Below are 22,502 nucleotides of genomic sequence, written 5' to 3'. Positions count from 1 at the left end.
GGTTTGCAAAACTTTGTATCCCTATCGGTAATCTCTTCATATCTTCCACCACCTATTTGGTCTTTACGTATATATTCTAACACTTAATAGCAGTACTAGCGAGGTTAAAGAGTATCAATGGAGATTATTTTGTTTAAATCTATACATTTTACTTCATCATTTTCTTCTAAATCTTTAAAACCATTTTTTGAAAACAAATAATAAATGATTTTTGTCGGTTCATATTTAAGGTCTTTTAAAAGAAATGGGATTTTTTTTCGAAGATTATTCAACACTTTTCCATCTACTTTTTTATTTGTCCATTTGCATTCACCGATGTATAGGATATTGTTTTTAATGCCAACAATATCTATTTCATTACCAGCATCCCACCATCTTCCTACTTTTTCAACACCGATGTGTTTTTTTAAATATTGTTTTGATATCTTTTCAAAAGTGAAAGAGACGTATTGAGAAATGGTGAGTTTTATTTTTTCAAGGAGCCTGTTTCCAAGATCTCTGTATATCATTTCTTGATAGGGATAAATATAACGGAAGAAAAATCTGAGATATTCATCGTTTATGTAGTAGAATGCCTTTTTTCTGGGTTTTTTTAAAGAGAATGGTTGTTCTTTTTTTACAAGTTCAAGTTCAAGGAGCCTTGCAAGATACGTACCTATATTTTTATACTCCACACCACTTTCATTTGCTATTTCATTTGGGGTAGTTTTTCCATTTGCTATAGCAGTTAAAATGGAAAAGTAATTTGATGGATCCTTTTTGAATTCTTCAAGAGTTAGGAATTTTCCTTCCTCAACAAGGAATTCTCCAGGAGTTAAAAGCTTTTCCTTTAGTGCATCCCAAAAATTTGTATATTCGGAAAATTCCAACAAATAAAGTGGAATACCGTCTGTAACTCCGTATGCAAGAACATTATCTTCTTTCTTTTTGAACTTAAAAAATTTCATAGAATCCTCAAAATCCATTGGAAGTATTTTGTATTGCCCCGTTCTGCGACCATATATCGGGCTATTATGAGAAAGAGCTATTTTTTCTATCATACCACTGTATGATCCACACAAAATGAAATTCACACACTTTTTTGAAAATTCTTTGTCCCACCATCTTTGAAATACAGATAGGAAAGTTTCATCTCTATAAGGGATGTATTGAAATTCGTCAATAACAATAGAAGTTACTTTTCGCAAGTCAATAGCCATGTTCAAAAAAGAAAAAAATTCTTCCCAGGAATTAATCCTGAGAGTTTCTGGAAGATTTATGAGTTCTTTTATTTCATTTAGGAATCTGTTCATTAACATGGTACTCCCAGAAAGGTCTGCAGTGAAAAAAAGGCCGTTCCTTACTACATGTTCAAGAAGAAAAGTTTTTCCCACTCTTCTTCTACCATAAATTACTATCAATTCAGCCTTTTTACTGGAAAGTTTTCTTTCAAGAAACTTTCTTTCTTTTACTCTGTTTATGAACATATTACCACCTCAAATAAATTATACCATAATTTACTAAAGATATATTTACTAAAGTTATCTTTAGAAAATATACAAGTTGATAAAAGTTGGAAAGGTTAGAGAGGGTTAGAACCCTCTTTTTGTCATTCTGAGTGCGTATGCGCGAAGAATCTTGAAATGACTGACGTTGTGGAAATAAGATCCTTCGTCACTTCGTTCAGGATAGCAAAAGATAGGATTATATCAACAATAAGAATATTTCAATGGGTAAGGCAATGATGTTTTCTTTTTTAAACAATGTATTTTTTGTTATAAGTATTCCGCTATTAAATATTTTTTTCATTGTTAAAAAATCTGAATGAGAAATTTTGTTCTGATATTTAACTTCTATTGGTATGATTTTTTCATCTTTATTTATAAGAAAGTCTATTTCTTTTCCTTTTTGAGAGTACCAAAAGTATGGTCCAGAATAAAGAACAAGACCATTGGAGAATTCTTTTGAAAATCTTAAAAGGTGTAGAAAAACTGTTTGTTCGATTTGCTGTGGTAATTGTATTTGCACTCCTATTATGTTTTCTATAACTTTGGTGATTATTGTGTCAATTGGATATATTTTTTTTTGCTTTTTTGGTTTTATATGTTTTTTTGAAAAATCATAGAAAAACAGTATTCCTATAAGAAAGTTCATTCCCAGTAACTGCATGTAACTTTCTACGGTGTTTTTTGAGTTTATTCCTTCTATTTCGCTTGCTATCGAATTCCAGGAAAATCTTTGCCCTATTAATTGAGGGAATTTATAAAGAAGCTGGTTCATTATAAATCTTGATCTATTAAATCTTTCTATATCTCCATAAAGATAGGCTTTGTATGTGTTTATTGTTTCTCCTGTTATTGAGGAATTTTCAATATAATCATTTATGACTTTTGGGAATCCTCCGCTGTTTAGATATGTAGTAAATTCATCTTTGTACATTGAAAGCTGGAGAGCTAATTGTTTTAGTTCTTTTTCCTTTAGAAGAAAAAGATCCTTAAAATGGTAACGTATTTTTACGTTATTTTTTTGCTCTACAAATTCTTTGAATGTAAGAGGAAGATAAGCAATATCAACACCAGCCAACCTTCTTCCAGGGAGTCTTTCCGCAGAGCGTTTAAGGTCATACGCAGAAGAACCTGTTAAAATAACAAATGAGTTTTCTAATAGTCCCGTATCAAATAGATGTTTTATAGCTTTTTGCCAATCTTTAACACTCGAAATTTCGTCGAGGAAGATGTATGTAGTTTTTTCCTTTTTGTTTCCAAAACTTTCAATGAAGTTGAAGTAATTCAACAACAATTCTAATAGTTCTTTATTATCTTCCACCATATCCAAAGAAACGTATAGAATACTAACAGGATTTTTCCCTAATTTGATTAATTTTCTTATTAATAATTTTAAAACGGTAGTTTTTCCTATTTGTCTTGGCCCTCTTAATATGTAGATACCTGGTTTAAATTTTCAAGAGTTTTCATAAAATGTGGAAAATGTTTGAATTGACTACTTTTAAATTTTTTTATGTGCATATCTATGTCTATTAAATTTTTATCCTTCCACCATGGATTTTGCCGTTGAACAAAAGAAAACTCCATAGACAACACCTCTTTTAAGTTTTTACCGATTTATTATACCATATTTATCACCATATTGACCAAATAGGTACCTATTTGGTCATTGTAATGACTATATATTCCCGTTTAGGAAATTAGCGAGATTGGAGAGGTTGGAGAGATTGGCGAGATTAGAGAATGTTAGCGAGTGTTGGAGCGTTTTTGTCGTTCTGAGGAATTCCCTTCTTTCCTGTCATTCTGAGCGCGTATGTGCGAAGAATCTTGGATGATTATCGAGGGGAAGTAAGATTCTTCGCTTGCGCTCAGGATGACAATACTAGCGAGTGTTGGAGAGGTTGGAGAAGTTGGAGAGTGTTGGGACGTTTTTGTCATTCTGAGGAGCGTTAGCGACGAGGAATCTTGAAAGATGATTGAATGGATATGGTATAATAATTTTGAAATTATGGAAAAACGCCCAAAATATAAATTTACCGTTGTGATTGAAAAAGATGAAAATGGCTATTTTGCATATTGTCCTAAACTTCAAGGGTGTTATACCCAGGGGGATACCTATGAGGAAGTTTTTGAAAATATAAAAGATGCCATAAGCTTACATATTGAAGATAGATTGGCAAACAATGAGGAAATTGCGATGAAAGAAAGCATTTCTTTAACAGTAGTCGAGGTGTAACATGCCAAAGTTGCAACGAACAACATCGAAAGAAATGATTCGATTTTTATAGAGCAATAGATTTATACTTGTGTGCTCAAGTGGTAGTCATAGAATTTATAAAAATTCTAAAGGAAAACATGTAACGGTTCCATTTCATTCCGGAAAGGTTCTCCATCCTAAGTTGTTAATTAGTATTATAAAAGATATGGGATCAACAAAAGAAGATTTTCTAAAACTGCTTAACAAGTAGTAAATTGAACACAGAATAGGAAAAAGACCCTTCGCTTGTGCTCAGGATGACATCCCCTTTGCCTACCCGCTTCTTTTGAATGATAAAAAAGGTGGAGGGACAGTAATTTTTTTCGACACCGTCGACAAGTTCGTCAGGGCTTGACAGCGTTCGACAAAGGACAAAGTGCTTTACAAATTGAGAAATTTGTATTTTCCCGAAAGTTTTAGTTTTGTTCCTTTTGTAATTATTATTTTTCGTTCTATGAATGTGTTTAATATAGAATATGCGGTTGTTCGTTTTATATTGTTTTGCTGTAAAATTGTTAAGAATTCGTCTCTGTTTCCTGTGAGGTCTTTGAGTAATTCAAAGGCTTTCTTTTGGAGCGGTGTAAGTTTTAATTCGGTTAGGTATTCGTTGGTAATTTTTTTTATTGTAAGTATCGTGTCTTCTTTTTTGAGAATATCTTTTTCTATGTTCTCAAAAATGACTTTGGAAAGCATCCATAAAGCGTCTCGGGGATTTCCGTCGGCAAATTCGATTATTGGATCAAGGGATTCTGCTGGGATAATATTCATAAATTTGTGAATTCTTCTTAAAAGGAGCTCTTTTATGTCGCTATCTGTTAATTCTTCAAGAAGTATTATGTCCTTGAAGATATTTTCCAAATTTCCAGATTCGTTCCATCTTAGTCGATCAAATTTGTATTCTCTGTATATAGAATAAGGTAATGTCATTATTGTGATTATGTTTTCAAATAGAAGCTCGTTTTTTAGGGCATCGACTATTTGAAGGGTATCACTTTTACTTTCTTTATCTAACTCGTCTATAATAAGTGCAAATTTTCCTTTTACAGAGACTATTTTCCTAAGCAGCTCTCCAAGTTTTTCTTTTGCAGCAAAAAAGTTAAACCTTGGCGTTTTGCTTTTTTGAAGATTGGTATTAGCAGAGCCGTATAAGCTTATGCCAAGGGAGAATCCTTTTACCGTAGAAACTTCCTCAATCACCCATTCTTTTGTTTCTTTTGCAAACTTTGAAAGTTTTTTGTCTTTTTCCAAGCCTTTGGATAAATTATAGAGAAGATCATACAGTATACTTTCTACAGATTCTCTAAAGGTTAGTGTAATGCGCTTTGAAAAGACGTTTTCACATTTTATGAAATTAAGTACCGTTGTTTTTCCTATACCAGTTTCTCCAGATATTCCAAATATACCAAAGGGATGATATTTTATAATATTATTCAAGTTTTTAATTTCTTTGCTTCTGTTAACCAGTAAATTTTTTTCTTTTAATTCAAGTGGTTTGTCTACTATGTATTTTATAACTTCTGAAAGGCCCATAATAACACCCCCTGGTTGGTGCTTTAAACAAATTATATCATATTCGACACCGTCGACAAGTTCGTCAGGGCTTGACAGCGTTCGACAGGTTGGAGAGATTGGAAAATGTTGGAATGTTTTTGTCATTCTGAGCGATACGCGCAAAGAATCTTGGATGATTTTTCGAATGTATAAGATCCTTCCTCACTTCGTTCCTCAGGATGACATCTCCTTCGCATACGCTCAGGATGAGAAAGGGACAAGATTCCTCGCGTACGCTCGGAATGACAAAAGAAGAGAAGCACTCGGAATGCCAAAAAAACTCCAACCTCTCCAACACTTTCCAATCTGCCAATCTCTCCAACCTTGCCAACCTCTCCATCATACTCTTTCCCATTCAAAGTATGCTATATTCCTTTCTTCCTTGTCAAATTCTACTCCTATTATGTATATCTCTTTGCATCTTTCTTTGTACTTTTCATAATATCTTTTTTCTTTTAGCTGCTCTAGTGCTCCCTTTTTCTCTTTCCCTTCTATTACTTTAAATTCAAATATATAACATTTTTCTTCAAACTTTACCGTTAAATCTATCCTTCCTTTATTTGTTACATCTTCTGCTTTTACCTCTATCCCTAGCGCTGCAAAGTATGCATAAAACACGCTTGCATAAAATCCTTCGTATTTCTCTATATCATTTTTCCTGTACCAGTCACTTGGTATCGATGCAAAAAATGCGTAAAATATAGCTTTCATCTTTTCTATTTCTGCTTTCTTTATCGTTTTTATCAATCCTATCATGTTTCTGTCTTTTGATCTTAGATCTGTAAAGTAATTTAATATATGTCTGTTAATTGCGCTTTTTACTTCAAGGTTGGGATATGTTAGATTGTATATGTTCATCCCTATTTCTCTTTCAACACTCTTTATCGTTAAATATCCAGTTTGAAATAATAATACTTCTGGCTGGATGTTTTCTATATCAAAGCTTTCAAGTATTTCTTCTCCTACTTGAAGGTTTTCTATTTCCGGTAGGTAGTATCTTTCTTTCATTAAATGTTTTATTAAAAATGTTGGGGTCCCTGTCTCAAACCAATATGGCCTGTATATCTTTTTATCCAAAAATAACAATACATCAAATGGATTGTATACCTTTTCCCCTAGAAAATTGTACCCATTGTACCATCTTTTTAATTCCTCTTTGTCTACCCCTTCTAATAACTCTTTAAATCCTTCTTCTAATTCTTTTTGCGTTATACCACATATGCTCGCATACCTTGGATCAAGTGTTATATCGTTTAAATTGTTCAACCCAGAAAATATCGATACTTTCGAAAATTTGGTTACCCCTGTTATAAATACAAATTTTATATATTCATCTGCATCTTTTATCACTGAATAAAAGTTCTTAAGACTTTCTCTCATCTCTTTTGCTATCTCTTTCTCTTCTATGTTGTCTAATATCGGCTTGTCATATTCGTCTACTAATATCACTACTTTTTCTTTCTCTTTTTTGTATACCTTTTCTATTAATTCTATAAATCTATTCTTTATACTTTTCTCCTCTAGTTTTATATCGTATCCTTCTGCGTGTTTCCTTAATATCATATCCTGTGTTTCTCTTAGTTCTTCCTCTGTTTTATGTACCCCTGCTCCAAAGGATATATAGATAACAGGATATTTTTTACTCCAATCCCAATTCTTCTCAAGGTATAACCCTTTAAATAATTCCTTTTTTCCCAAAAATGCTTGCCTTAGCGTGTCTAAAAATAAGCTCTTTCCAAACCTTCTTGGCCGTGAGAGAAAAAAATATCCTGATGTCTCTTCACTTAACATCTTTATAAATCTCGTCTTATCTACATAATAAAACCCTTCATCCTCTCTCAGTTTTGCAAAACTTTGTATCCCTATCGGTAATCTCTTCATATCTTCCACCACCTATTTGGTCTTTTTTGACAATGAGGAATTAACCTTTATAAATATATTTTTGTACAATACTTTATCCTTTCCTCAACAGAAGGGTGGTTATAATACCAAACTTTGTACAAAGGCAAAGGATTTAAATTTATCAAATTTTCCTTCATAAGTCTTTTTAACGCAGATGTTAAATATTTTGATGTTTTTAACTTTTCAACGGAATACTCATCTGCCTCAAATTCGAATTTTCTTTGTATTTTATTTATAAATGGCATTACAAAAAACATTAAATGAGAAACAAATATAAAAGCATAGATAAAAGCTGTATACGGTTTGTCAACGTAATTTAGTACATAAGTATAAACTACATTTGTTATATAAAAAATAAAAGTGTAAAATACAGAAGAAATGACCAAAAGTTTTGGAATGTGTCTTTTTTCGTAATGTCCAAGTTCATGTGCAACTATCGCAAGAATTTCCTCTTTTGGATATTCGAGAATTGTATCGAAAAGTACTAGTCTTTTCGATTTTCCAATACCCGTTAAAAATGCATTTTGCTTTTTTGTTCTTTTTGATGCATCCATTACATATACATCTTTTATCTTAGTTGAAAGTTTCCTAATCTTATCTTTCAATTCTTTATCTTCTAAAGGAGTTAACTTGTTAAAAAGGGGAATAATTACAAGAGGGTATAAAAACAAAACAAAAGATTGAAATACAACAAAAATTAAGGAAACCTTCCACCACCAATTGTTATCTACACTTATTACATAAACAATTAAAGATATAAGAGGAACAAACAAGATAACAGTTACTAATGCATTTTTTAAAACATCCCCAAAAAATGTTCTATAGGTCATGGTATTAAATCTGTATTTTTTCTCTACAACAAAATTTAAATAAAAATTAATGGGTATACCCACAATTAAGGTTATTAGCCAATATATTCCAAAAAACAACAGCCCTTGTAATATAAGAAAATTAGACACACTAGAAACCAATTTTTCTAAATATGGAAAACCATACAAAATAAATATCAGCAAAACAAACAAATTAACAACAGCTGAAACAATCTTCACCTTTGCCTTATCCGATAAATAACTCAAAGATTGCCTTATATGCTCATGCGAAATTCTATCCTTTAAAACATCGGGTATATCTGTATGTTTTTTGGAATACAAAACATTGGAAAATTCAAGTATTATCTCCCACAATACCTGTAAAATTACAACAAGCAAAATAAATTTCATCCAATCCCACCTCCACAAAGATTATATCATACAAATTATTGACAAATTTATACTAATGATATATAATCAATAACGAAAGAAGAACAACAGCTGGAGGTGAAAGTATGAGAGGGTTTGGCAGAGGTTTTGGAAGAGGCTATGGTAGAGGTTTTGGATATGGCAGAGGGTATGGTAGAGGTTTTGGATACGGCAGAGGGTATGGTTTTGGAAGAGGATGGGAAGATGAAGAAATGTACACACGTGATGAAAGAGAAATGCTTTTAGATTACAGAGACTATTTAAGAAGTGAATTAGAATACGTTGAAAAAAGATTGCAAGAACTAGATTCAGGGAGGTGAAAGCATGCCTGGTTTTGATGGAACGGGCCCATTTGGAACAGGACCAATTGGTTGGAGAAGGGGAAATTGCACCTTAAGAGCTACAGCGAATGGATATATGTATGGTTATGGAAGAGGTTTTGGATATGGAAGAGGATATGGTTTTGGACGTGGAAGGGGATATGGTTTTAGCAGAAGAAGCTTTGGATGGAAAAATAATTTCAGATATAGAAGAGGTTTTAACAGAATTTGGTAAATCCCCACACTTAAGTGTGGGGATATGTTATAATAAAACTGAGAAAAAACGTTAAAGGGGGAAAAGTATGCTAATTGCCATACCAGTAATTGAAAACAAAGGACAAGATTCTAGAATTTCAGAACACTTTGGGCATGCACCTTATTTTGCCTTTATCAAAGTAAATGAAAACAAGATAGAGGAAATAAAGATCGAAAAAAACCCATATGAAGAACATGGTCCAGGCATGATCCCTGAATACATTAACGAAAATGGCGCGAAAGTTTTAATAGTTCGCGGGATTGGAGCACGTGCTATTAGTTTTTTTGAGCAATACGGCATCGAGGTTATTAGAGGTGCATCTGGTAGTATCAAAGAAATTGTCACTTCATTCATATCAGGTCATATTAAAGATACTGAATATAAGGTAAAAGAAAAATTCCACAAGCACTAGTGCACCTTATTTAGGTGCACTTTTTAAAATACACTCTATTTTTTCCCAGTCTCTTTGCCATGTAAAGATTTTCATCCGCCCTTGCTATCATATTTTGATATTTTGCATCTTTTGGAATTTCTGAAAATGCTCCAACACTTACCGTGAGTGATATTTTATTTTTCTCATACAATATATGTGTTTTTTCCAAATCCATCCTGAATTTTTCAAGCAAAATCAAAAAATTTGTTTTTTCTTTTGAAATGTAGTAAACTACAAACTCCTCTCCACCATACCTAAAAAGTTTATCAGATTTACGATGAAAATGCTTCCTTAATACCTTTGAAAATACCTTTAAACATTCATCTCCCGCCTGATGGCCATATGTATCGTTTATCTTCTTAAAATCATCCAAATCCATTATGGCAAAATTTAAATACATATTTTCCCTTAGTGCAAAATTATAATCTTCTGGAAAAACTTCATTAAAAAACCTTCTATTGTACAATCCTGTAAGTTCATCTTTTATGGAAAGTTCTCTGAGTTTACTATTCTTTTTCTTTATTTCCTTTGTTTTTTCTTCTATTATCCTTTCAGTGTTTTCTACATATCTTTCCAAATCTTCCGTAATCTGGTTGTATTTTTTTATAAACACCTTTATCTCATCTTCAAAATCATCATTAATGTCTATCTTTTTAAATTCTTTTCTTCTAAAATTCTCTAGATTTTCACTCACTTTTCTAATAGAATACGTTATTTTATCCGCCAAATACCTAGAAACAAAAGAGGAAATCAAAATAAAGATAAGTAAAAATACAAACATCAAAACTATAGTTTCCCGCAATGGTTCATACAATTTTGATTTTGGTTTTACAACGTAAAAAACAAAATCGAATATTTTTTCCCTTTTGGATTTTGCAAAGTCTTTTAAGTCTTTTACCTTTTTAATATTGCCATCGCTATACAAATAATATGTTTCATTGTAAAAAATGGCAAAACCTTGTTCTTCATATCTTTCTTCTTTTGAAAAGTTTGTAAAAATATCTGTAAAATCTAAAAATGAATAAAGATTTACATCCATACTTGAATTTTTATAGACTAAATATAACCTTCCATCATTTATAGAAATCCTTTCATTAATATTAAAATGCCCTTTAAAATAAACAATTTCTCCTTCTTTCTCAATAGCTAGTGCTTTTACAAAGGGAAACTTTACCAATACACTATCAATGTACTCTCCCAATTTTGCGTAAACAAAACCTTGGAGCAACCTATTTTTTACAAAAATAAGATGCACATCGTTTCCATCTAAAATAGGGGAAATTACAGTTTGATAATTTTTAATTGCCCCCATAAACCCACAATTTGCAAATCTTCTTGCAAAAAGATCTAAATTTTCCTTTTCAACGGACAATCCCCTCAGAAAAAAAGTAATAAAAAAGAAAGTAAATAAAGAAAATAAAAGTAAAATGTTAAAAATTAAAAAAGTTCTAAAAAACTTTGTCTTTAACTTCAATTTAATCACCTATCATCTCTAGATAATCTTCATAGTGGATGCCAAAATACTTAAAAAATAAAGCGTTAAAGTCTGTACTTTCAAGGTACTTTTTAAATTCCCTTGCTAAAAGTTTATCCTTAAAACCAAAAGCAAGAAAACCTCTAGACGCGGAAAAAAGTGGCTTTACTTCATTTCTCAGGAACTGTGCCTTAAAATACTTTTGAACAAAAGATAAAGAGTCAAAAATGGATATATCCGCGTTATTCTCTAAAAGTTGAATAATTACAAAATACGGCGAATATCTATATCCCTTTGGAACAAGCAATATTTCAACTTTATCTTTATCCACGGGATTGTGCGTAATAAATTTAAGTCTATTATCTTCATATATTACCTTATTAATAACGTAATCTATATTATTTTCTTCAAGCAAATTCAAAAGAGTCTTGTAATATGCAAAATCCTCATATGTTATTACCCTTTTTCCTTTAAAATCCTTTAAAGAAGTTGCTTTTATATCCTCTCTTGAGATAAATATTTCGTTATTTTTAACGAAAGGAATCATAATCATTAGTTTTTTTCTTTCTGGAGTTACAGTTAATATATCTGCTATCATATCTGTTTTTTCAAAAAAATTTGGAGAAAAATATTCACTAAATTTTTCCACAACATAAATTTTTGGAGAAATCCCCAGATATTTTGCAAACCCACTTGCAAGTTCATAGCAAAATCCAGGATACTTTTCATTTTCCGGAAAATATATAGTTTCACTTGGAATATTCCTCGTTGCAATTAAAATTTCCCTTGAATCTAAAATTTCCATAAAAGTTCTTGAAAATAACACAACGGAGAATAACAAAAAAACAAAGATAACCCTCTTCATTTTTTCACCTCTCAATATAGCTTATTATATTTGCTATATCTGCAGGTGTAACACCGGGAATTCTCATTGCCTGACCTATTGAACGTGGCAAAACTTTTTTCAACTTTTCACGTGCCTCTGTGGAAAGATTTGGAACCTTATCAAAATTTATATTTGATATATCAAAGGATTCATATTCTTCAAAAACCTTTACCTCTTCCAACATCTTTTCTATGTATCCTTCATACTTTATATAAATTTCTATCTGCTCCAAAAGTTCTTTGTCTTCTATTTTTTCATCATCTAATTCCTTTATATCTACGTATCTAATCTCTGGTCTTTTTAATAGATTATAAAGTTTTGTCCCCTCTTTAAGTGGTGTTGTACCCAAATTTTTTAAAAGATCGTTCACCCTATCTGATTTTGGTACTTTTACATTTCTCAACCTTTCAATTTGTGCATTTAAACTTTTTTCCAGATTCAAAACTTTTTCGTAAAACCATCTTGGAATAAGTCCCACCCTATACCCATACTTTGTAAGTCTTAAATGCGCGTTATCATGTCTTAAAAGAAGCCTATACTCTGCTCGTGAAGTAAGTAGTCTATACGGTTCATCTACCCCTTTGGTAGTTAAATCATCTATTAAAATCCCTATATAACTTTCAAAGCGTTTTAAAATAAGTGGTCTTTCACCTAAAATCTTCATTGCGGCATTTATTCCTGCAATTAATCCTTGACCAGCTGCCTCTTCGTATCCACTTGTACCGTTTATCTGCCCTGCAAAGTACAATCCTTCAACCAATTTTGACTCAAGTGTTTGATACAACTGCAATGGATCAATATAGTCATATTCTATTGCATACGCAGGTCTTACTATCACTACATTTTCAAGACCTGGTATTGTCCTTAGCATTTTTATCTGTGCAGCATACGGCAGGCTTGTAGATAAACCGTTTAAATAATACTCTTGGGCATCTCTTCCCTCTGGTTCGACAAACACCTGATGTGAATCTCTGTTAAACTTTACTACTTTATCTTCGATAGAAGGACAATACCTTGGCCCCACACTTTGTATAAGTTTTACATCCCCATACAATGGAGAGTACACAAGATAATCCCTTATTATCTTATGCGTTTTCTCGTTTGTATGGGTTAACCAGCAAGGATGTGTTTTGGAAAGTATTTTTGGCTCACTAAAGTACGAAAAAGCACGCGGTTTATCGTCTGTATCTTGTCTTACCATCTTTGAAAAATCTATACTACTTTTTAAGACCCTAGCAGGGGTACCCGTTTTAAATCTTGAAAGGTTAAACCCCAAAGATTTTAAACTTTTACTAAGACCCTTTGCGGGTAAATCTCCCATTCTACCAGCTTCCATAGTGTCTCTTCCTATAAATATCTTTCCACGGAGGAAAGTACCTGTGGTAATAATCACAGCCTTTGCATAATAATCTATTCCAAATGAATCTACAACACCTTTTACCTTCCCATTTTCCACCAATATTTCTTTTACAACTCCAAATCTTAACACCAAATTTTCTTGAGTTTGCAACTTATTTTTCATAGTTTGCGAATAGGCATATTTATCTATTTGGGCTCGCAATGCCCTTACCGCGGGGCCCTTTCCTGTATTTAGCATCCTTACATTTATCATAGTCTCATCTGTGGTCTTTGCCATTTCTCCACCCAAAACATCTATTTCCCTTACCACAATTCCCTTAGCAGGCCCACCAATTGCGGGATTACACGGAGCCCATCCCACACTATCAAGATTAGTTGTTAAAATAAGCGTTCTAAGACCAAGTCTTGCAGGTGCAAGCGCTGCCTCAATACCTGCGTGTCCTGCACCAACCACTATAACCTCAAATTCCATATCATCTTTTGGCCTTTCAAAAAACATATCAAGCCTCCTTAATTTTTAATAAATTATACCACAAAAAAATTCTGGGGATATTCCCCAGAATTATATGTGAATCGACCATTTTCCTTCAAATGCACCTAGTAGTGTTTCTGTCAACGTGGGATGGGGATGTATGGCCTCTGCCACTTGATGTGCGGTCATTTTGTATCTTACCGCTAAAACTCCTTCCATTATCATATCCGTTGCACTAGGTGAAACAATCGTTACTCCCAATACCTTTCCCGTCTTTTTATCTTCGATAACCTTTGCAAATCCTACTTTTTCTTCCATAGTCCTTGCCCTACCATTTGCAGAAACGGGAAATTTCCAAACATTTATACTTTCCTTATTCATATCCCCTTCCTTTATACCAACTGACGCAATCTCAGGATTTGAAAAGATAATAGAGGGTACTGCAGAGTAATCCATTTCCTTTTTCTCTCCCGCAATATTGTGTGCCGCAACTATTCCTTCGTACATGGCAACATGAGCAAGCATTATCTGCCCCCTTATATCTCCAATTGCATAAATATTTTCAATATTAGTTCTCATATGGCTATCTGTAACTATTCCTCTATCTACCTTTATTCCTAAATTGATCACATCTTCTGTAATATTTGGTCTTCTACCAACTGCAAGTAATACCTTTTCCACTTCAAATTCTTTATCTTTCAACTTCACCAAATAGCCCGTTTCTCCCTTTATTACCTCTTCAACTTTTTCTCCTTCTATTACCTTAACCTTTTTCTTTTTCAACTCCTTCTTTATCTCCTCTGCTACATCAATATCTTCAAATGGTAAAATATGCTCTGCAAGTTCTACAATTGTCACATCTACATCAAATGTGGAGAAAAACGTTGCAAATTCAATTCCAATAACTCCTCCACCTATTATTAATATACTTTCTGGAAGTTTATCCATTTTAAATACATCATCACTAGTCCAAATTCCAGGTACACCATCAAATGGTGGAAAGATCGCCGGAACAGAACCTTGAGCAAGGATTAAATGTTTTCCCTTAATTTTCTCCCCACTCTTTTTTAAAAGCACCGTCTCATTATCTTTTAACACACCTTCATCTTTGAACACATCTATTTTATTCTTTTTCATCAAAAACTCTATACCTTTCCTTGACATAGTTACAGACTTTTGCATATGTTTCATTATAGAAGAAAGTTCAAAACTTACACCTTCCACCTTTACACCAAACTTTTTGGCTTTTTCCCTTATGTCTCTATACAAATGCGCACTTGTAAGCATGGCCTTGGTGGGAATACATCCTTTGTTTGTACAAGTACCTCCCAATTCTTCCTTTTCTACAACCGCAACTTTCTTTCCAAGCTGTGAAAGCCTGATTGCCGCTACATATCCCCCTGGTCCCCCTCCTAAAATTACTACATCATACATACTCTCCCCTCCTTTAAAAGGTCTTCAACTAAATTATATATTTTAAAAAAAAAGAGTCAATCAAACTTTAAAGGAATTTTTCTTTTAAATATTACCCATTCTTCTTCAAAGGAAAACAATAACGGAACTATTTCAACACCTGCTCTATATGCTTCTTCCAACTTCTTTGAAAATACAGGATCAACTTTGTAGTTTGGTGAAAAATATTTTGCATCTGAAAAAACTAAAAAGTATATTTCTGCACAATATCCCATTTTCTTTAACTTAATTAATTCTTCTATATGACGAATGCCCCTTTTAGTAGGGGCATCTGGAAACATTGCCACGCCATCTTTTGACAGCGTACAACCTTTTACCTCTATGAATTTATTACCATCAACAAAAAAATCTATTCTGCTATTACCCACTTTTACCTCTGGCTTTACTATTTTATACTTTTTTCTTAAAATTTTCTCTGCTATATATCGATGATACTTGGAGTTTAAAAGTACAAATTCCTTCCCGCTCCACGCAGCAATTAAATCGTACTTTGTTTTCCTCCCTTTTTTATCTTCCCTCTTAATTAACACTTTATTTTTTTCGTATAATAATTCTTTCAATCTACCTGGATCATGGATATGTACATATTCTTCTTTCTGTAAGTGCACCACACCTACAAATTTATTTACCCTTTTCAAAAAAATCGCAGGTTCTGTTCCATTAATTTTATAAATTCTCACTTAATCCCCCTTTAAAAATTTTCTTACCTCATCTACTGTGGGCACTTTTCCAGAAACAACAATCTTTCCATCTACTGCAACAGCAGGCGTTGCAAAGATTCCTCTTGATACTATTTCATTTATATCTTGCACCTTTTCAACAACTGCGTCAAGCCCTTTTTCATTAACAACCATTTTTACAACCTTCTCCGTTTGTTTACATTTTGGACATCCACTCCCAAAAATTTCTATTTTCATATTATCCCTCCTTTAAATATGTCCGTAAATCATACCAAACATCGTTGAAAAAACAATAACAAGCATAAAATACGTAAATGCCTTTTTCCTTCCAAATAACTTTGTAATAACTATCATACTTGGTAAACTCAAGGAATTGCCCGCCATTAGCAATGCAAGTGTTGGACCTTTTGCCATACCTAGTTTTAATAAAGCTTGCACAATAGGTACTTCGGTAAGTGTTGCAAAGTACATAAACATACCTATAACCGATGCCAAAAGGTTTGAAAAAATGCCGTTACTTCCAAGAAGTTTTGTAACTACCTCTTGTGGAAGAAGTTTTGTCAATATCCCCGCAAGAAAGACACCAAAAAATAAATAAGGTAAAATTTTCTTTGCAAAATCCCATGTTTCCAGTAACCAAGCTTTTATTTCTTCTCTCTCAAACAAAAAGAGTACCATAAAAGTTATGGAAAGGAAAATTCCAAATAATATATAATACTTAAATCTTATCTTCAAACCACTAACAATTAGAAAAGAAAGTAAAAGTAGAAAAAAAGCTAGTTGCTTTCCCCCAAAATTTTTCCCTTCATCAACTACCAAACCTCCTTCTCCCTTTTCTTGATAAATAAATTCCATAATAAGTCCTATGAAAATTGCCGCGGTGATAGTAGAAACAAGCCTTGCAAATCCCAAATCCCAACCTAAAACCTTTGCAGTTAAAAATATAGCCGCAATATTTATCGCAGGTCCGCTAAATAAAAACGTTGTAGCAGGACCTATTCCCGCTCCTTTCTTGTAAATACCACCAAAAAGTGGAAGTATGGTACAAGAGCACACGGCTAAAATACCTCCAGATATAGCCGCAACGGGATATGAAACTATCCTTTTTGCCTTTGGTCCTAAAAGTTTTAATATTGCACCTTTGTTAAGCATAACAGAAATTGCACCTGCAATAAAAAACGCAGGAACAAGGCATAACAGCACATGATCCCTTGCATATTCATGGAGCATAAAAAAACCATTCAACAAGCTATCTTTTACCACAACCAAATTAAAAGGTACAAAATAGAAAATTAAAAATATTCCCAATATCACCAAAAATTCTTTCACAAAATCCACCACCTTTGATGATAATTTCGTATATTAGTATATAAGAAAATTCTAATATAGTCAACAAAAAAATTAACCTACAATCTGTATAACTTTTTTAACGAATTCATCTTTAATGGAATAATAAACTGTATTTCCTTTTCTTTCATCTTTTACAATTCCCAAATTTCTAAGAATTCCCAAGTGCTGAGAAAGGTTGGGTTGATTAACTCCAAGTTTTGGAAGAAGCTCACATACACACATTTCTCTTTTGCTGAGTAAATATAATATTTTCAACCTTGTGGGATGTCCCATTGCCTTTAGGATATTTGCCTTTTTAACCAACTCTTCCATTTTTTCACCTCTTGTCTATTATAACCAACTCTTATTATTTTTGTCAATTTAATGTTAAAATTTTCTGCTAAAATGTTAGTAATCCTAACAAACAAAAGGAGGGAATCTATGCACATATACAGAAAGCTCTTCAAAATTGCCATTCCCATTGCACTACAACAATTTTTATTCAGTAGTGTGAACTTTTTAGACACGTTAATGATAGGAAAACTTGGTGAAAACTCCATCGCTGCTGTTGGGCTTGCAAATCAATTTTTCTTCTTTTACAATATAGTGATTTTTGGACTTGTATCAGGTGGTGCCATATTTTTTGCGCAGTTCTGGGGAAAAGGGGATCTAGAAGGGCTATCTAAATCAACGGCACTTACCACCATATCTTCTCTTTTTATTTCCATTCCATTCTTTCTACTTACACTATTTTCCCCAAAATTTGTTATGACATTTTTTTCACCTGATCCACTGGTAATCGATTTAGGGATAAAATACTTAAAAATACTATCCATTTCATTTCCCATATTTGCCGTTTCAATGGTATTTTCTTTTATGCTCCGCAGTATACACAAGGCACATATCCCTATGTACACAACAGTTGTAGAATTATCTACAAACGTACTTTTAAATTACATACTTATATTCGGTAAATTTGGTTTTCCAAGGCTTGGTGTAATAGGTGCATCTATTGCAACTGTTATATCAAGATTAGTAGGTTTGATAGTTCTAATTGCAATAATAAAAATAAAGAATCTTCCAGGTATGTTTTCTATAACTCACATAAAACTCTTGAACAAAAGCTTTATAAAAAAATTTTTTCACTACACACTTCCCACAGTTGCAAACGAATTTGCATGGTCTTTGGGATTTACCATGTACTCTGTTATATACGCACATATGAGCACTAAAGTAATTGCCGCACGAAATATAGTAGGTACAATTGAAGGATTTGCCTGGGCTTTTTCATTTTCCCTTGCAAATGCCGCTTCCGTTATTGTTGGAAATTACCTAGGTGCGAAAAAATACAATGACGCATACAAAATATCAAAAAAAATAATAACACTCACGGAAATAGTAGCTATTATTTCGGCACTTGTTACGTACATATTAACCATATATGCGGTAAACTTATTTAACGTCTCTCAAGAAGTTAAAAGATTGGTAATAATAGCCATGGCTATATCCATGGGATTTGTCCCTGTGAAAATTTTCAATGGATTAAACGTCGTAGGATTCTTACGCGCAGGTGGAGATACCAGGTTTTCCTTCGCAGTAGAGGCCTCCACTCTTTGGTTTTTAGGTGTTCCTCTTGCCGCATTTGGAGGACTTGTATTAAAACTAAGTTTTCCAATTGTATTACTCCTTACAATGACAGATGAACTTGCAAAATTTCTAATACTTTTATTACGATACAAAAGTAAAAGGTGGATTAGAAATGTTGTTGAAAATATTTAATTTCCTCCTCGAGTGTTTCTATTTTTTCCAAAATTTCCATTATTTCATTTTCTAAATTTTCCTTCTTCTCCGTTAATTCCATAGCCTTTACATAGTCTGCACCTACCCCAGAAAGCTCTATTTCCACAAGTTCAAGCTTTTTTAAAAGCTTTTCCTCCATGCCTTTTAGTTTTTTTATTTCTTCTTTTGCCTTTTTTAATTGATTTTTTATCTTTTTCTTCTGTTCATATTCAAAGTTAGGCGATTTTTTCTCCACTTTTTTTTCTACACTAATTTCAAAATCAGATGAAACCTCAACAAGTCTTCTATTTTTTATCATATAATATCTAATACAAACATTTTTAATCAATTCTTCATCGTGAGACACAAGGATAAGACTTCCTTTATACTCCTTCAACGCCTTTTCAAGTGCCTCAACTGTTTCTAAATCCATATGATTTGTAGGTTCATCTAATACTAAAAGATTTGGTCTTTTCAATAGTACTTTTGCAAGTGCAAGAATTTGTCTTTCTCCTCCACTCAATTCAAATATATTCTTAAACACATCTTCGCCTTTAAAACCAAATCTTCCCGCATAAGCCCTAATTATATAATCAGGTTGAAATGACATTTCATTGGAAAGCTCTTCAAAAACTGTGTTTTCCTCATCCAAGTTTTCCACAAACTGGTCTAAAAACTCCACCTTTACGTTATGACCAAATTCCACAATTCCTTCACCTTTTAACCTTCCAGCCAACAATTTTAAAATGGTACTCTTTCCCGAACCATTTGGTCCAAGAATTGCCACCTTTTCCCCCGTATATACTTTAAACGACACATCTTCTAAAATATCCAAAAATTTTAAATTACTTACACTTAAAACAACATATCCAGATGGTTCAGGGATTGGTATGGAAACTTCTTTTTCCACATCTTCCTCAAATGTTACCTCAGATTGTAATTCCTCTAACATCCTTTGAAGCATTTTTTCTTTGCTTTTTGCCTGCTTCATAAACTTTTCCCTTCCCCATTTCCTGTACCTTTCAATTATCTTTTTTAACCTTTCTATTTCACGTTGTTTGTTTTTCATTGAGCGTTTTTGATTTAAAATTAAAGTTTCCCTTTCTCTCAAATAGTTATCAAAATTCATCCTAAAGTCCCAAATTTTTGAATTATTTATCTCCAAAAATCTTTCGCAGGTATCCCTCAAAAAACTTCTATCGTGGGATATAATTATGTATCCTCCACGAAAATTCTTTAAAAGATTTTTTAAAAAGTGTATACCTGGTATATCCAAAAAATTTGTAGGTTCATCCAAGAGGATAAAATCCGCATCTTCCAAAAAGATCCTTCCAATGTGAAGACGTGTTTTTTCCCCTCCACTAAATGTATTAATATCCCTGTGCCAATCTTCTTCTGCAAACCCCAAACCTTTTAGAATACTCCTAACAAGTCGTTGCTTTTCGGGGGTATCTGCAACCTCTAGATAATACTCATATGGTGTCCCACTGTGAAACGTTCGGTATTGATCAAGATACACCACTTTACCTGTGGTATTTATCTGTCCTACATAGTCTTTAAATTCACCAATTATTGCTTTTAAAAGGGTTGTTTTTCCACTTCCATTTTTCCCGATTAACGCAACCCTTTCACCATCTGCAATATTTAACGTTACATTGTTTAAAAGTTCTTTTCCAGGAAAGTGTATTGAGACGTTATTTAACGCTATCAATCTTTCTACCTCCCATAACTACTTTAAAAGACTCAATTGAAACAAGTATGGAGAATATGTGCCACAATACAATACAAATTGATATTACAAACACATGAACACCTGTAAAACTTGTACTCCCTTGTGAAAGACCCGTAAACTTTGAATAAAGTTGTGCAAAAAGTATAGTTAGAAGTTCTATACCTATAAATATTATTATCATCTTTCTTTGATGATTAAAGGCAAAAAACATAGTACCAATCCCACCAATCAAAGTAAATATCACCAATTCAACGGGCATTAAATAATCGTAAAGAAAATGTCCTACACTAAAAAACGCTACAAATGAAAATATTATAGGCGCAACAAAGGGGATTAGGGTGAGAAAAGAAAAAAAATACAAAAAAAATTTTTTCATATAAATCACCTCCTGAGTATCATTATACCATCAAACTCAACGATAAATTCAAAAATTATTCACATTTGAATAGTTCTACTGTGATATAATTAAAGTGGATAAATTTTGGAGGTGATATAATGCCAAATCCACAGTTTAATTTAAACAATGGCGATACAAAGATAAAAGAAAAAATGTCAAAGGTAAAACACAAAATAGCCGTTTTAAGTGGTAAAGGTGGAGTAGGAAAGACAACCGTTGCAGTGAATATTTCCACTGCACTAGCGGAAAGTGGTTACAAAGTAGGGCTTTTGGACCTTGATATACACGGTCCAAATATTGCAAGGATGCTTGGTGAAAAAAATCCATCTGTAGATGGAGAGGAAATTGTTCCCGCAGAGATTTTACCAAATTTAAAGGCACTTTCAATAGGAATGCTTGTTGAAAGTGGTAAAGCAGTTATTTGGAGAGGTCCACTTAAACATTCTGCAATTAAGCAATTTTTGGGTGACACAAAATGGGGAGAGTTGGACTTTTTAATCTTTGACCTTCCACCTGGTACTGGAGACGAAGCATTAAGTTTGTTTCAAACACTCCCGGATTTAGATGGTGTAGTAATGGTAACTACTCCACAAAAAGTGGCATTAGATGATGTACGTCGTGCAATTGATTTTGTACATTCTATGAACAAAAAACTCATAGGTATAGTTGAAAATATGTCTTATGTAAAATGTCCAAAATGCGGTGAAAAAATAGAAATATTTGGTAGCGGTGGAGGAAGCATACTTGCAAAAGAATACAACGTTGAACTCTTGGGACAAATACCACTTGATCCAAAAGCCGCTCAACTTGCAGACGAAGGAAAACCTATAACCTTGTACATGAGAGAAACAGAAGTCGAAGAAACGTTTAGGAAAATAGTGGAAAAAATTGCACAGATAGTAGAATAACCCCCAAATCTGGGGGTTTTTCTTTCCATAATTCAATATTTTATGATATAATCATACGAAGAACCTTTTTCTTAACTGGAAAGTCGAAAATTAGAGGTGAGTAACTTTGAGGATAGAACCTACAGGCGACCCGAAAATAAAAAATGAAAAAATAAAAAAGAAAAAAGGTTCAAAAGGTAAAAAAGTGAATTTCACAAACGAAACTCCCGGCTTTTTCGATGTATTAATGGATGTAGAAGAAGAAAAGATAAACATGGAACTTGAAAAGATTGTAAATGAAATATTGGATGCGGGGAATGATTTTATTAGATCCCCTACACCTGATACTTTGAAAAAGTACAAGGAAAAAATTAAAAAATTTCTAAAACTCATTGAAAAAAAGATGTATAAATTATCAGGTAAGATGGATTATTCAACTAATTCGCCGAGATTACACGTAATTGTAGAGGATATAGATGAAAAACTCAAAAACCTTGCCGAAAAGCTTATAACTTCAGAAGGTGGAACCATCAACTTTGCCGCCAAAGTTGATGAAATAAACGGCTTAATATTAGACTTGTATAAATAAGGAG

24 protein-coding genes are annotated in these 22,502 nt (G+C 32.8%); 8 read left to right on the top strand and 16 right to left on the bottom strand.

Annotated features, from left to right (window positions below; genetic code table 11):
- Window positions 1–104: 104 nt before the first annotated feature.
- The 3 genes from AS157_RS00625 to AS157_RS09395 form a co-directional block, all read right to left on the bottom strand.
- Entirely contained in the window at window positions 105–1,466 is a 1,362-nt protein-coding gene (locus AS157_RS00625) for an ATP-binding protein (RefSeq protein ID WP_077289153.1), read from the bottom strand.
- Window positions 1,467–1,683: 217 nt separating this feature from the next.
- Entirely contained in the window at window positions 1,684–2,868 is a 1,185-nt protein-coding gene (locus AS157_RS09665; protein WP_352039410.1) for an ATP-binding protein, read from the bottom strand.
- A 44-nt stretch (window positions 2,869–2,912) separates the two neighbouring features.
- Entirely contained in the window at window positions 2,913–3,071 is a 159-nt protein-coding gene (locus tag AS157_RS09395; RefSeq protein WP_231450310.1) for a hypothetical protein, read from the bottom strand.
- 385 nt (window positions 3,072–3,456) lie between these two features.
- Here AS157_RS09395 and AS157_RS00615 point away from each other — a divergent pair, with 385 nt between their 5' ends.
- Together AS157_RS00615 and AS157_RS09660 are read left to right on the top strand one after the other, a co-directional pair.
- Window positions 3,457–3,720 (top strand): type II toxin-antitoxin system HicB family antitoxin, encoded by a 264-nt coding sequence (locus tag AS157_RS00615; protein ID WP_197023187.1) that lies wholly within the window; start codon window positions 3,457–3,459, stop codon window positions 3,718–3,720.
- A 70-nt stretch (window positions 3,721–3,790) separates the two neighbouring features.
- A complete protein-coding gene (locus AS157_RS09660; protein ID WP_197023188.1) occupies window positions 3,791–3,952 on the top strand; it encodes a type II toxin-antitoxin system HicA family toxin in 162 nt (53 codons plus the stop codon).
- Between the two features lie 170 nt (window positions 3,953–4,122).
- Here the strand turns inward: AS157_RS09660 and AS157_RS00605 are convergent, their stop codons facing one another.
- The 3 genes from AS157_RS00605 to AS157_RS00595 all read right to left on the bottom strand — a co-directional run bounded on the left by AS157_RS00605 (window position 4,123) and on the right by AS157_RS00595 (window position 8,414).
- Window positions 4,123–5,271, bottom strand: a complete 1,149-nt coding sequence (locus tag AS157_RS00605; protein WP_077289155.1) for a P-loop NTPase fold protein — start codon at window positions 5,269–5,271, stop codon at window positions 4,123–4,125.
- 360 nt (window positions 5,272–5,631) lie between these two features.
- On the bottom strand, window positions 5,632–7,173 hold the full coding sequence (locus AS157_RS00600) for a PD-(D/E)XK nuclease domain-containing ATP-binding protein (RefSeq protein WP_214494938.1): 1,542 nt from the start codon (window positions 7,171–7,173) through the stop codon (window positions 5,632–5,634).
- Window positions 7,174–7,220: 47 nt separating this feature from the next.
- Window positions 7,221–8,414: a M48 family metallopeptidase gene (locus tag AS157_RS00595; protein ID WP_214494937.1), complete on the bottom strand. Its 1,194-nt coding sequence runs from the start codon at window positions 8,412–8,414 to the stop codon at window positions 7,221–7,223.
- Between the two features lie 104 nt (window positions 8,415–8,518).
- On the opposite strand from AS157_RS00595, the gene AS157_RS00590 reads away from it, so the two are divergent.
- The 3 genes from AS157_RS00590 to AS157_RS00580 all read left to right on the top strand — a co-directional run bounded on the left by AS157_RS00590 (window position 8,519) and on the right by AS157_RS00580 (window position 9,420).
- The gene (locus AS157_RS00590; protein ID WP_077289237.1) at window positions 8,519–8,752 is read left to right on the top strand and encodes a DUF5320 domain-containing protein; all 234 of its coding nucleotides are present in this window, start codon (window positions 8,519–8,521) and stop codon (window positions 8,750–8,752) included.
- Between the two features lie 4 nt (window positions 8,753–8,756).
- Window positions 8,757–8,987 (top strand): DUF5320 family protein, encoded by a 231-nt coding sequence (locus AS157_RS00585; protein WP_077289238.1) that lies wholly within the window; start codon window positions 8,757–8,759, stop codon window positions 8,985–8,987.
- Window positions 8,988–9,054: 67 nt separating this feature from the next.
- Complete coding sequence (locus tag AS157_RS00580) at window positions 9,055–9,420, top strand: NifB/NifX family molybdenum-iron cluster-binding protein (protein ID WP_077289239.1); 366 nt, start codon at window positions 9,055–9,057, stop codon at window positions 9,418–9,420.
- Between the two features lie 10 nt (window positions 9,421–9,430).
- Here AS157_RS00580 and AS157_RS00575 read toward each other — a convergent pair whose 3' ends face one another.
- From AS157_RS00575 to AS157_RS00540, 8 genes are all read right to left on the bottom strand, one after another.
- Complete coding sequence (locus AS157_RS00575) at window positions 9,431–10,813, bottom strand: GGDEF domain-containing protein (protein WP_214494936.1); 1,383 nt, start codon at window positions 10,811–10,813, stop codon at window positions 9,431–9,433.
- A 103-nt stretch (window positions 10,814–10,916) separates the two neighbouring features.
- Window positions 10,917–11,780, bottom strand: coding sequence for a transporter substrate-binding domain-containing protein (locus tag AS157_RS00570; RefSeq protein ID WP_214494935.1), 864 nt, complete (start codon window positions 11,778–11,780; stop codon window positions 10,917–10,919).
- Between the two features lie 4 nt (window positions 11,781–11,784).
- Window positions 11,785–13,659 (bottom strand): tRNA uridine-5-carboxymethylaminomethyl(34) synthesis enzyme MnmG, encoded by a 1,875-nt coding sequence (gene mnmG, locus AS157_RS00565; RefSeq protein WP_077289243.1) that lies wholly within the window; start codon window positions 13,657–13,659, stop codon window positions 11,785–11,787.
- 63 nt (window positions 13,660–13,722) lie between these two features.
- Window positions 13,723–15,066, bottom strand: a complete 1,344-nt coding sequence (gene lpdA / locus AS157_RS00560) for a dihydrolipoyl dehydrogenase (protein WP_077289244.1) — start codon at window positions 15,064–15,066, stop codon at window positions 13,723–13,725.
- Between the two features lie 56 nt (window positions 15,067–15,122).
- Window positions 15,123–15,785 (bottom strand): DNA/RNA nuclease SfsA, encoded by a 663-nt coding sequence (sfsA, locus tag AS157_RS00555; protein ID WP_077289245.1) that lies wholly within the window; start codon window positions 15,783–15,785, stop codon window positions 15,123–15,125.
- Window positions 15,786–16,022 (bottom strand): thioredoxin family protein, encoded by a 237-nt coding sequence (locus AS157_RS00550; protein ID WP_077198193.1) that lies wholly within the window; start codon window positions 16,020–16,022, stop codon window positions 15,786–15,788.
- A gap of 12 nt (window positions 16,023–16,034) precedes the next feature.
- Window positions 16,035–17,114 carry a permease gene (locus tag AS157_RS00545; protein ID WP_077289246.1) on the bottom strand — a complete coding sequence of 360 codons (1,080 nt, stop codon included), beginning with the start codon at window positions 17,112–17,114 and terminating at the stop codon, window positions 16,035–16,037.
- Window positions 17,115–17,186: 72 nt separating this feature from the next.
- Window positions 17,187–17,447: an ArsR/SmtB family transcription factor gene (locus tag AS157_RS00540; RefSeq protein ID WP_077289247.1), complete on the bottom strand. Its 261-nt coding sequence runs from the start codon at window positions 17,445–17,447 to the stop codon at window positions 17,187–17,189.
- A 108-nt stretch (window positions 17,448–17,555) separates the two neighbouring features.
- Here AS157_RS00540 and AS157_RS00535 point away from each other — a divergent pair, with 108 nt between their 5' ends.
- The gene (locus AS157_RS00535; protein ID WP_077289248.1) at window positions 17,556–18,893 is read left to right on the top strand and encodes an MATE family efflux transporter; all 1,338 of its coding nucleotides are present in this window, start codon (window positions 17,556–17,558) and stop codon (window positions 18,891–18,893) included.
- On the opposite strand, the gene abc-f is transcribed toward AS157_RS00535, so the two are convergent.
- Together abc-f and AS157_RS00525 are read right to left on the bottom strand one after the other, a co-directional pair.
- A complete protein-coding gene (abc-f, locus tag AS157_RS00530; RefSeq protein ID WP_077289249.1) occupies window positions 18,868–20,604 on the bottom strand; it encodes a ribosomal protection-like ABC-F family protein in 1,737 nt (578 codons plus the stop codon). The genes AS157_RS00535 and abc-f overlap by 26 nt on opposite strands.
- Window positions 20,588–21,001 (bottom strand): hypothetical protein, encoded by a 414-nt coding sequence (locus AS157_RS00525; RefSeq protein ID WP_077289250.1) that lies wholly within the window; start codon window positions 20,999–21,001, stop codon window positions 20,588–20,590. The genes abc-f and AS157_RS00525 overlap by 17 nt, the downstream gene beginning before the upstream one ends.
- Before the next feature lie 119 nt (window positions 21,002–21,120).
- On the opposite strand from AS157_RS00525, the gene AS157_RS00520 reads away from it, so the two are divergent.
- Both AS157_RS00520 and AS157_RS00515 read left to right on the top strand, forming a co-directional pair.
- The gene (locus tag AS157_RS00520; protein ID WP_077289251.1) at window positions 21,121–21,930 is read left to right on the top strand and encodes an Mrp/NBP35 family ATP-binding protein; all 810 of its coding nucleotides are present in this window, start codon (window positions 21,121–21,123) and stop codon (window positions 21,928–21,930) included.
- Window positions 21,931–22,036: 106 nt separating this feature from the next.
- The gene (locus tag AS157_RS00515; RefSeq protein WP_077289252.1) at window positions 22,037–22,498 is read left to right on the top strand and encodes a YaaR family protein; all 462 of its coding nucleotides are present in this window, start codon (window positions 22,037–22,039) and stop codon (window positions 22,496–22,498) included.
- Window positions 22,499–22,502: the final 4 nt, after the last annotated feature.

This window comes from Thermosipho sp. 1244 (genome assembly GCF_018588215.1).
Taxonomy (GTDB): domain Bacteria; phylum Thermotogota; class Thermotogae; order Thermotogales; family Fervidobacteriaceae; genus Thermosipho; species Thermosipho affectus.
Note: the sequence above shows the minus strand (reverse complement) of the source record. Positions and strands in the feature narration are given on the sequence as shown.